This window comes from Kitasatospora sp. NPDC096147 (assembly GCF_044763225.1).
Taxonomy (GTDB): Bacteria; Actinomycetota; Actinomycetes; order Streptomycetales; family Streptomycetaceae; genus Kitasatospora.
This window is the reverse complement of the sequence record NZ_JBIWFX010000001.1, coordinates 373836-385055: the sequence shown is the minus strand read 5'-3', so window position 1 is coordinate 385055 and position 11220 is coordinate 373836. Positions and strand designations below refer to the sequence as shown.

Sequence of the window (11220 nt, the reverse complement as noted above, 5' to 3'; positions counted from 1 at the left end):
AGGCAACGATGTCCAACGACCAGAAGCTCAGGGACTACCTGAAGCGGGCCCTGGCCGACGCCCAGAAGGCCACCAAGCGGCTCCAGGACGTGGAGCGGGCCAAGCACGAGCCGATCGCCATCGTCGGGATGGCCTGCCGGCTGCCCGGCGGGATCGCCTCGCCGGACGACCTCTGGCGGGTCGTCAGCGAGGGTGTCGACGCCATCGGCGAGTTCCCCGCCGACCGGGGCTGGGACCTGGAGGCGCTCTACCACCCCGACCCGGACCACCCGGGCACCTCGTACACCCGGCACGGCGGATTCCTGGACACCACGCCGGAGTTCGACGCCGAGTTCTTCGGCATCTCGCCGCGCGAGGCGCTGGCCACCGACCCGCAGCACCGGCTGCTGCTGGAGACCGCGTGGGAGGCGTTCGAGCGGGCCGGGATCGACCCGGCCGGGCTGCGCGGCAGCCGGACGGCCGTCTTCGCCGGAATCGCGGGCAGCGACTACACGCCCCGACTGCACGACGCCCCGGGCGAGTTGGAGGGCTTCCTCGGCATCGGCGGCCTGGACAGCGTCGCCTCCGGGCGGATCTCCTACACCTTCGGCTTCGAGGGCCCGGCGGTCACCGTGGACACCGCCTGCTCCTCCTCGCTGGTCGCCCTGCACCTGGCCGCCCAGTCGCTGCGGTCCGGCGAATCCGACCTGGCGCTGGCCGGCGGGGTCAGCGTGATGGCCACCGCCCAGGGCTTCGTGGAGTTCTCCCGCCAGCGCGGCCTGTCGGCCGACGGGCGCTGCAAGGCCTTCGCCGCCGAGGCGGACGGCACCGGCTGGGCGGAGGGCGTGGGCCTGCTGCTGGTCGAGCGCCTCTCCGACGCCCAGCGCCACGGCCACCCCGTGCTGGCGGTGCTGCGCGGCAGCGCGGTCAACCAGGACGGTGCCTCCAACGGCCTGACGGCGCCCAACGGCCCCGCCCAGCAGCGGGTGATCCGGCAGGCGCTCTCCTCGGCCCGGCTGACCGCCGCCGACGTGCACGCCGTCGAGGCGCACGGCACCGGCACCCGGCTCGGCGACCCGATCGAGGCCCAGGCGATCCTGGCCACCTACGGTCAGGACCGCCGACAGCCGCTGCTGCTGGGCTCGTTGAAGTCCAACATCGGCCACACCCAGGCGGCGGCGGGCGTGGCCGGGGTGATCAAGTCGGTGCAGGCGATCCGGCACGGCGTGCTGCCGCGCACCCTGCACGCCGAGCAGCGCACCCCCTACGTGGACTGGGAGGCCGGGGCGGTCGAGCTGCTCACCGAGCAGCGCGCCTGGCCGGAGACGGAGGGCCCGCGCCGGGTCGGCGTCTCGGCGTTCGGGGCCAGTGGCACCAACGCGCACGTGATCATCGAGCAGGCCCCGGCGGACGAGCCGGTCGCGGCGGAGGGCGACGCCGCCCCGGGCGTGCTGCCCTTCGTGGTCTCCGGCCGCACCCCCGAGGCGCTCCGGCAGCGAGCCGCCCAGGTGGCCGAACTGCTGGCCACTGCCGACCCTTTGGAGGTGGCGCGGGCCCTGGTGGCCGACCGGGCCGCCTTCGAGGAGCGGGCCGTGGTGCTCGGCGACCCGGTGGCGGGCCTGCGGGAGTTGGCCGGGCCGGGCGTGGTCAGCGGCAGCACCCTCGGCAGCGGCCGGCTGGCCGTGCTGTTCTCCGGCCAGGGCAGTCAGCGGGTGGGGATGGGGCGGGAGTTGTCCGCCGCGTTCCCGGTGTTCGCGGAGGCGTTCGACGCCGTGCAGGCCGCGCTCGGCCTGCCCGGGCTGGCCGGGGTGATCGAGAGCGGCGAGGGCCTGGACGAGACGGGCTGGACCCAGCCCGCGCTGTTCGCCGTCGAGGTGGCGCTGTACCGGCTGTACGAGTCCTGGGGCGTGCGCCCCGACTACGTCACCGGCCACTCGATCGGTGAGCTGGCGGCGGCCCACGTGGCGGGGGTGCTCTCGCTGGCCGACGCGGCCACCCTGGTGGCGGCCCGGGCCCGGCTGATGCAGGAACTCCCGGGCGGTGGCGCCATGGTGGCGATCGAGGCGACCGAGGAGGAGGTCCGCGCGGCCCTGCTCCCCGGTGCCGAGGTGGCGGCCGTGAACGGGCCGCGCTCGGTGGTGGTCTCCGGCGACGCCGAGGCGGTGGCCGCCGTCCGTGAGGTGTTCGCCGACCGGCGGACCAAGCAGCTGACGGTCAGTCACGCCTTCCACTCCGCCCACCTGGACGGCATGCTCGCCGAGTTCGGGCGGATCGCCGCCGGCCTCACCTTCCGTGCGCCGCAGATCCCGGTGGTCTCCAACTTCACCGGCAAGGTGGCCACCGCCGCCGAGCTGACCGACCCGCAGTACTGGGTGCGGCAGGTCCGGGAGCCGGTCCGGTTCGCCGACGTGGTGGGCGAGTTGGCCGCCGAGGGGGTCAGCACCTTCGTGGAGCTCGGCCCGGACGGCACGCTGACCGGCCTGGTCGGTGCCACCCTGGAGGCCCCGGTGACGGCCACCGCGCTGCGCCGCGACCGGGGCGAGGCGGAGAGTGCCGTCACGGCGCTGGCCCGGATCCACGTCCAGGGCCACCGGGTGGACTGGCCGGCCCTGACCGGCCGCCCGTCCCACCCGTCCGCGGTGGAGCTGCCCACCTACCCGTTCCAGCGCCGCCGGTACTGGCTGGACCCGGTCGGCCGGGCGGCCGACGCCGCCGGTCTCGGCCTGGCCGAGGCGGCCCACCCGCTGCTCGGCGCCACCGTCCGGCTCCCGGACGGCGAGGGCGTGGTGCTCACCGGCAGCCTCGCGCTGCGCACCCACCCCTGGCTGGCCGACCACGCCGTGCAGGGCACCGTCATCGTGCCCGGCACCGCCCTGCTGGAGCTCGCGGTGCGGGCCGGCGACGAGCTGGGCGCGGGCACCCTGGACGAGCTGGTGGTCGAGGCTCCGCTGGTGCTGCCCGAGCACGGTGCGGTGCACGTGCAGGTCGCCGTCGGCGGCGCGGACGGTACGGGGGCCCGCGAGGTCACCGTGCACTCCCGCCCGGCCGGTACCGAGGAGTGGAGCCGGCATGCCTCCGGTCTGCTGCTGGCCGGCCCCGGAGCCCCGGGCGAGGCGCTGCGGGAGTGGCCCCCGGCGGGCGCCACCGAGCTGCCGACCGAGGAGGTCTACGCCGAGCTGGCCGCCGCCGGGCTCGCCTACGGTCCGGCGTTCCGGGGCCTGCGGGCCGCCTGGCGGGACGGCGACACCTTCTGGGCCGAGGTCGCGCTGCCGGAGGAAGTCCGGGAGAGTGCCGGGGAGTTCGGCCTGCACCCGGCCCTGCTGGACGCCGCCGTGCACGTCACCGCCCACCACGGCCTGACCGACACCCCGGCCGGCACCAGCCGCCTCCCGTTCGCCTACACCGGCGTCCGGCTGCACGCGGCGGGCGCCGCCGCCCTGCGGGTGCGCCTGCGCTACACCGAACCGGAGGCCATCTCGGTCGACGTCGCCGACGAGACCGGCGAGCCGGTCGCCTCGGTGGCCGCCCTGCGGGCCCGGCTGGTCTCGGCCGAGCAGCTCGCCCCGGCGGCGGGCGCGGACCGCGACGCGCTGTTCCGGCTGGACTGGCCGGAGGTCCCGGCGGCCGAGCCGGCCGGCCCGGAGACCTGGAGCGAGCTGCGGGTCACCGGTCACGAGGGCGTGCTCGCCGAGGTGCTGACGGCCGTTCAGCAGTGGCTGGCGGACGAGGCAGACCAGGACACCCGGCTGGCCGTGGTCACCAGCGGCGCCGTGCCCGTCTCCGGTGAGGCGCCCGATCCGGTGCTGGCCCCGGTCTGGGGGCTGCTGCGCTCCGCCCAGTCCGAGCACCCCGGCCGGATCGTCCTGATCGACACCGACCACGACTCGCAGCACCTGGTGCCCGCCGCCGTGGCCGCCGGGGAGCCCCAACTCGCCCTGCGCGAAGGCCGGGTGCACGTGCCCCGGCTGGTCCGGGCGGCTGCGCCGGAGGTCGGTGCGGCCCGCCCCTGGGACGAGGACGGCACCGTCCTGATCACCGGTGGCACCGGGGTGCTGGGCGGGCTGCTGGCCCGTCACCTGGTGACCGAGCGGGGCGTGCGGCACCTGCTGCTGCTCTCCCGCAGCGGCGCCCGGGCGGCCGGGGCCGAGGAACTCCAGGACGAGCTGGTCGGCCTGGGCGCCCGGGTGACCATCGCGGCGGCCGACGCGGGCGACCGCGAGGCACTCCGGGAGGCCATCGCGGCGATCCCGAAGGAGCACCCGCTGACGGCCGTGGTGCACACCGCCGGGGTGGTGGACGACGGTGTCTTCGCCGCGCTCACCCCCGAGCGGGTGCAGACCGTCTGGGCCCCCAAGGCCGACGGCGCCCGCCACCTGCACGAGCTGACCCGGGGTCACGACCTGGCCGCCTTCGTGCTCTACTCCTCCGTCGCCGCCGCCTTCGGCGGCCCGGGCCAGGCGAGCTACTCGGCGGCCAACACCTACCTGGACGCCCTCGCGGCCCACCGCCGCTCGATCGGCCTGCCCGGCCAGTCGCTGGCCTGGGGCAGCTGGGCGGAGGCCAGCGCCGTGACGGCCCACCTCGGCGAGGCCGACCGGCGCCGGGCCGCCCGGGCGGGCCTGCGCCCGATCGGTGCCGCGCAGGGCGCCCGGCTGTTCGACGCGGCGCTCCGGGCCGAGGACCCCTACCTGGTCGCCGCCCCGCTGGACCTGGCGGTGCTGCGCACCCAGCCCGTGCTGCCCGCCCTGCTCGGCGCGCTCGTCCCGGCCGGCCGGCGGGCCGCCGCCCGGGCCGCCGCCGCGAGCGGCCCGGCCCTGCTGCCGAAGCTGCTGGCGCTGGCCGCGGCCGAGCGCACCGCCGCCCTGCTGGAGCTGGTGCGCACCGAGGTGGCCGGGGTGCTGGGCACCGAGGCGGGCGCGGTCGGCGAGCTGCGCCCGTTCAACGACCTCGGGCTCGATTCGCTGACCGCCGTCGAGCTGCGGAACCGGCTGACCGCCGTGACCGGTCTGCGGCTGGCTCCCACGGTCACCTTCGACCATCCGGACCCGACGCAACTGGCGGACCACCTGGCGGAGTTGGTGGCCGAGGCGCCCGCCCCGGGCGCGGTCTCGGTGGCCACCGCACCGGACGGCGAGGACCCGCGCCACCCGCTCTCCACCCTCTACCGGAGGCTGGCCGCCCAGGGCAGCTTCGGCGAGGCCTCCGGGCTGATCGGGCTGGCCTCCGCCCTGCGGTCCCGGTTCACCGTCGCCGAGCGGGCCGAGCACGCCCTGGAGCCGCTGAGGCTGGCCACCGGCGAGGGCGAGACGGCGGTGGTCGCCTTCCCCGCGCTGAGCGCCATCTCCGGCCCGCACGAGTACGCCCGGCTGGCCCACTCCTTCCAGGGCGAGCGCGACTTCTTCGTGCTCCCCTCGCCCGGCTGGACCCCGAGCGACCTGCTCCCCGACACCCTGGACACCTTCCTCACCCTGCACACCGAGGCGGTGCTCCGACTGGTCGGCCCGGACCGGCCGTTCGTGATCCTGGGCCGCTCGATGGGCGGCTGCGTCGCGCACGCCGTCACCGAGCGGCTGGAGGCGGCCGGGCGGCGGGTGGCCGGGCTCGGCCTGATCGACTCCTACCCGATCGACAGCGCCTCCCGCGAGGGCATGGGCGAGTGGTGGCTGACCGCGATGCTCACCGGCATGGTCGACCGCATCCGGCAGTACGACATGGTCTGGAGCGACGCCAGCCTGACCGCGATGGGCGGCTACAACTCCGTCTTCGCCGGCTGGCAGCCCGGCCCGGTGCAGGCGCCGGTGCTGGCGCTGCGCGCCGACACCCCCCTGCGCCACACCGTGGTCGACCCGACGGGCCGTCACGACTGGCGCGCCTACTGGCCGGTGCCGCACGAGGTGCGGGACATCACCGGCGATCACTTCACCGTGCTGGAGCAGCACACCCCGACGACGGCGGACGCCGTCCGGCAGTGGATCGAGACGAAGGAGCGGGCATGGGCAGCAGCCCGGTAGTACTGGTGACCGGAGCGGCCTCCGGGATCGGCGAGGCGGCGGTGCGGCTCTACGCCGAGCGCGGCCACCGGGTGGTCGCGGTGGACCTGGACAGCTACGGCCTGAAGGCGCTGGAGGAGCTGGACGGCGTCGCCACCCTGGCCGGGGACGTGGCCGAGGAGGCGACCAACCAGCGCGCGGTGGAGCTGGCCGTGGAGCGCTTCGGCCGGCTCGACGCGGCGGTGCTCAACGCCGGGACCGGCGGCGGCGGTCCGCTGGAGTCGGCGGGCGCGGTGGAGCGCTTCGACCGGCTGTTCGCGGTGAACGTGCGCAGCGTGGTGCTCGGCATCCGGGCCGCGGTGCCCGCCCTGCGGGCCGCCGGGGGCGGCGCGATCGTCGCCACCTCCTCGGTCTCCGGCCTGCGCGGCGACCCGGGCACCTGGGCCTACAACGCCACCAAGGCGGCCGTGATCAACCTGGTCCGGGGCACCGCGATCGACTACGCGGCCGAGGGCATCCGGATCAACGCGATCGCCCCCGGCGGCACCGTCACCGGCCTGACGGCGGCTCAGGTCGCCGACCCGGAGTTCTCCGCCTTCATCACCCGCCGCATCCCGGCCCAGCGCTGGGCCGAGGCCCGCGAGCAGGCCGAGGTGGTCTGGTTCCTCACCTCGCCCGCCGCCTCCTACGTCACCGGCGTGACCGTGCCGGTGGACGGCGGCCTGAGCGCCAACGGCGGCATCCTGCTGCCGCCGGCCGCCCGCTGAACCCCCTCTGATTCCCTACAACTCCCGAGGAGAGAACGAACGATGAGCACGCTCGAGGACAACAAGGCCGTCGTCCTGCGCTACTACCACGAGCTGGTCACCGGCCAGCGGCTCGACCTGGTCGAGGAGCTGATCGCCGAGGACGCGGTGGACGAGAGCCGGGTCGGCCCCGACGGCCCGGGCAGCCAGGAGGACTTCCGCGAGCACCTGCGCTGGCTGTGGACCAACGTGCCGGACGTCAAGGCCACCGTCGAGGACCTGGTCGCCGAGGGCGACCTGGTGATCGCCTACTGGCGGATCGAGGGCACCCACTCCGGCCCGATCTTCGGCGTGCCGGCCACCGGCCGCTCCTTCACCGGACACAGCGTCAGCCGGCTGACCGTGCGCGACGGCAGGGTGGTCCGGTACAGCGTGCTGCCGGACCGCCTCGGCATCATCCAGCAGCTGGCCCCCGTCGCCGTCTGACCCCCCTCTGTACCCCTGGCCCGGCCGGACGCCTCCGGCCGGGCCCCTTCCCGTTCCAGGAGACCGCCGTGACCGATCAGCTCACCCTCGACGACGCGGAGCAGCTGCGCCAGCTGCTGGCCCGCTTCTCGCACGCCTTCGACAACGCCGACGCCGAGGCCCTCGGCACCGTCTTCGCCCCCGACGGGGTCATCGAACTCGCCCGCACCGGAGCCGTGTTCGAGGGCCTGGAGGCGATCCGGGCGTTCAGCCGCGACCTCGCGCCGGAGCACCCGGACCACCAGACCGTCGACATCACGTTCCGCCGGGACGAGGACGGCGTGGTCCGGGGCCGCAGCCGCTACCTGGTGCTGCTGGCCGACGGCGCGGTGCACAACGGCGAGTACCTGGACGTCTACACCCGCACCCCCGAGGGCTGGCGGATCGCCCGCCGGCGCTCGGTGCCGCGCTATCCGCTGGCCCGGGTGCACTGACCCGCCGTCAGGGGGCGGGCCCGGGCGGGGTCGGGCGGGGGAGGGGTGGGCTAGGGGTTGCCTAGGGGTCCGCCCGGCCCGCCGCCTCGGCAGACTTCCCCCCAGCTGAACTCCTTACTTTCCTCTCGCAACAAACGGAGCACACCGATGCCCAGAACCGGGCCCCGTCCCGTCCCGCTGCTCGCCGCACTCGCCGCGGGCACCCTGCTGCTCACCGGCTGCGGCTCCGGCGCCACCGGTTCGGCGGCCCCGGCAAAGGACGGGGGCGCCCAGGGCACCCCCGTCCAGGGCGGCTCGCTCACCTACGCCACCGACGTGGAGCCGATCTCGTTCGACATCCACGTCAGCCAGCAGGACGTCACCGGCGCGATCCAGCGCAACGTCTTCGACTCCCTCGTCCAGCAGGACGCCAAGGGCGAGTTCCAGCCCTGGCTGGCCACCACGTGGGAGGCCGCGCCGGACCTGAAGAGCTTCACCTTCCACCTCCGCGAGGGCGTGAAGTTCACCGACGGCACCCCCTTCGACGCCGAGGCCGTCAAGGTCAACTTCGACCGGATCGTCGCCAAGGAGACCAAGTCGCAGTACGCGGCGAGCCTGCTCGGCCCCTACACCGGCACCGAGGTGGTCGACCCGAAGACGGTGAAGGTGAACTTCGCCGAGCCCTTCGCGCCGTTCCTCCAGGCCGCCTCCACCCCCTACCTGGGCTTCTACTCGCCGAAGACCATCAAGGAGAACGGACCCAAGCTCGGGGCCGGCGGCCCGGCCGACGTCGGCACCGGCCCGTTCGTCTTCACCAGCTACACCAAGGGCCAGAGCGCGGTCTTCAGCAAGAACCCGGACTACAACTGGGCCCCGGCGGGCGCCGCCCACCAGGGCCCGGCGTACCTCGACAAGCTGACCGTCCGGTTCCTCACCGAGGACTCCGTCCGGCTCGGCGCGCTGAACAGCGGCCAGGTGCAGGTCGCCGACCCGATCCCGCCGTCCGGCGTCAAGACGGTGCAGGCCGACAGCAAGCTGAAGACCGTCTCCACCGACGCCCCCGGCGCCGTCTACTCGCTGGTGCTGAACACCTCCAAGGCGCCGCTGGACGACCCGCGGGTGCGCAAGGCCGTGCAGCGCGGCATCGACGTCGAGACCGACGTCAAGAGCGTCTACTTCGGCGTCAACAAGCGGGCCTGGAGCCCCGTCGCGCCCACCACCCCCTACTACGACAAGTCCCTCGAGAACAGCTGGGCCTACGACCGGGCGCTCGCCGAGAAGTCCCTCGACGAGGCCGGCTGGACCGCCAAGGACGCCGACGGCTACCGCACCAAGGACGGCAAGCGCCTCACCATCGAGTGGCCGCTGCCGCCCGCCGAGTTCGTCCGCGAGCAGCGCGACACCCTCGGCCAAGCCATCCAGGCCGACCTGAAGAAGATCGGCATCGAGGTCACCCGCCCCCGCCTGGACATCGGCACCTACATCGCCCAGGTCTACGGCGGCAAGGTGCACATCGCCGACTACAGCTGGGCCCGCTTCGACCCGGACGTCCTCCGGCTCTACTTCCACAGCTCCAGCCAGCCCGCCAAGGGCGGCCAGAACGCGACCTTCTACCAGGACGCCCAACTCGACGAGTGGACCACCAAGGGCAAGGAGACCTTCGACAAGACGGTCCGTCAGGAGGTCTACGGCAAGACCCAGCAGCGCGCGATCGAGCTCGGCCTGATCGTCCCGCTGTACGTCCGCACCGCGACCGTCGGCCAGTCCGCCCAGGTGCACGGCCTCTCCGCCGACCCGAACACCTGGCTGCGCTTCCACGACGCCTGGCTCGGTAAGTGACATGACCCACGACGACCTGACGGCCCCCCGGGGTCTCCCCGCGGTGGCGCTCGGACTTGCCCGCCGGCTGCTGGTCCGCCTGGTGGGTGCCCTCGCGGTCCTGGTCGGGGCCGCCACGGTCGCCTTCGCCGCGCTCCAGCTGGTCCCCGGTGACCCCGTCACCGTGATGCTCGGCCCGGGCACCGCCGCCACCCCCGAGGTGAAGGCGGAGATCCGGGCGGCGTACGGGCTGGACCAGCCGGTCGCGGTGCAGTACCTGCACTACCTGGGCCGCCTGCTCACCGGCGATCTCGGTGAGTCCTACCAACTCCAGCGGCCGGTGGCCGGGCTGATCGGTGATCAGCTCGGCTCCACCGTCCAGCTCGCGCTGGCGGCCCTGGTGCTGGCCGTCGTCCTGGCGCTGGTCGCAGCCACGGCGACGGCCGGCCGCCGGCCGGCCCTGCGCGGGCTGAGCTCGCTGCTGGAGCTGCTGGCGGTCTCCAGCCCCTCGTACTGGATCGGCATCCTGCTGCTCACCGCCTTCTCCTTCCAACTGCGGATCTTCCCGGTGGCCGGCGACCAGGACCTCTCGGCCCTGGTACTGCCCGCCCTCACCCTCGCCCTGCCGCTCACCGGGGTCCTCACCCAGGTGCTCCGGGAGGGCCTGGAGAACGCGCTCGGCCAGCCCTTCGTGCTCACTGCCCGCTCCCGGGGCCTGGCCGCCTCCGCCGTCCTGCTGCGGCACGCGCTGCGGCACACCGCCGGACCGGTGCTCACCCTGACCGGCTGGCTGACCGGCTCGCTGCTCGGCGGTGCGGTGCTGGTGGAGACGGTCTTCGGCCGCCCCGGCATCGGGGCGCTCAGCCTCCAGGGCGCGGTCAACAAGGACATGCCGCTGGTGATCGGCCTGGTGCTGCTCTCCGCGCTGGTCTTCGTCCTGATCTCCACCCTGGTGGACCTGCTCCACCTCGCCGCCGACCCCCGACTGAGGAGCCGCTGACCGGATGGCCAAGCCCGCTTCCGGCCGGACCACCCTGGTGCTGGCCTCCGTCCTGCTGGTGCTGATCGCGGCTGCCGCGACCGCCCCCGGCCTGTTCACCTCCGCCTCCCCGGTGGAGACCGATCCGATCCACGCCCTGGCCGCGCCCAGCGCCCAGCACTGGTTCGGCACCGACCAATTGGGCCGCGACCTGTTCGCCCGGGTGCTGCACGGCACCCGCCCGTCGGTGCTGCTCGGCCTCGGCTCCACCGCCCTCGCGGTGGCGGGCGGCGCGGTGCTCGGCCTGGCCGCCGCCCTCGGCGGCCGGGCCGCCGACCAGGTGCTGATGCGCGCCGCCGACGTCCTGCTCTCGCTGCCGCCGATCCTGCTCGCGCTGCTCGCCGTCACGGTGCTCGGCACCGGCTCGGGGAACGTGATGGCCGCCATCGCGATCGCCTTCGTCCCCGGCTACGCCCGGATCGTCCGGGCCGAGACCCTGGTGGTGCGGCGCTCCGGCTACGTCGAGGCCGCCCGGCTGCTCGGGCTGCCCCGGCCGCTGCTGATCCTGCGTCACGTGCTGCCCAACGCGATCGGCCCGATGCTGGTGCTGGCCACCGTCGGCTTCGGCGCGGCCCTGATCGCCGCCTCCGGGCTGAGCTTCCTCGGCCTCGGGCCGCAGCCGCCGTCCCCGGAGTGGGGCGCGATGCTCTCCCAGGGTCGCAGCTTCCTCCAGACCGCCTGGTGGATCGGGGTCTTCCCCGGCGCCGCCA

The 11220-nt window shown here is 74.8% G+C and carries 6 protein-coding genes and 1 pseudogene; all 7 read left to right on the top strand.

The window, feature by feature from the left end:
• Positions 1–26 precede the first annotated feature (26 nt).
• A pseudogene (locus tag ACIRBX_RS01435) lies at positions 27–5990 on the top strand (type I polyketide synthase); the annotation flags it as partial.
• A complete protein-coding gene (locus ACIRBX_RS01430; protein ID WP_402293045.1) occupies positions 5972–6736 on the top strand; it encodes an SDR family NAD(P)-dependent oxidoreductase in 765 nt (254 codons plus the stop codon). The pseudogene ACIRBX_RS01435 and the gene ACIRBX_RS01430, both read left to right, overlap by 19 nt.
• 42 nt (positions 6737–6778) lie before the next feature.
• On the top strand, positions 6779–7201 hold the full coding sequence (locus tag ACIRBX_RS01425; RefSeq protein WP_402293044.1) for an ester cyclase: 423 nt from the start codon (positions 6779–6781) through the stop codon (positions 7199–7201).
• Positions 7202–7269: 68 nt separating this feature from the next.
• Entirely contained in the window at positions 7270–7674 is a 405-nt protein-coding gene (locus tag ACIRBX_RS01420) for a nuclear transport factor 2 family protein (protein ID WP_402293042.1), read from the top strand.
• 147 nt (positions 7675–7821) lie between these two features.
• Entirely contained in the window at positions 7822–9492 is a 1671-nt protein-coding gene (locus ACIRBX_RS01415; protein ID WP_402293041.1) for an ABC transporter substrate-binding protein, read from the top strand.
• Between the two features lies 1 nt (position 9493).
• Complete coding sequence (locus ACIRBX_RS01410) at positions 9494–10471, top strand: ABC transporter permease (protein ID WP_402293040.1); 978 nt, start codon at positions 9494–9496, stop codon at positions 10469–10471.
• Positions 10472–10475: 4 nt separating this feature from the next.
• Positions 10476–11220, top strand: a 745-nt coding sequence (locus ACIRBX_RS01405; protein ID WP_402293038.1) for an ABC transporter permease, incomplete at its 3' end; no start/stop codon positions are given.

Excerpts from the sequence above, each read along its gene's own strand:
- ACIRBX_RS01415 (WP_402293041.1), top strand. The coding sequence starts at position 7,822 with ATGCCCAGAACCGGGCCCCGTCCCGTCCCGCTGCTCGCCGCACTCGCC.
- ACIRBX_RS01410 (WP_402293040.1), top strand. The coding sequence starts at position 9,494 with ATGACCCACGACGACCTGACGGCCCCCCGGGGTCTCCCCGCGGTGGCG.
- ACIRBX_RS01430 (WP_402293045.1), top strand. The coding sequence starts at position 5,972 with ATGGGCAGCAGCCCGGTAGTACTGGTGACCGGAGCGGCCTCCGGGATC.
- ACIRBX_RS01425 (WP_402293044.1), top strand. The coding sequence starts at position 6,779 with ATGAGCACGCTCGAGGACAACAAGGCCGTCGTCCTGCGCTACTACCAC.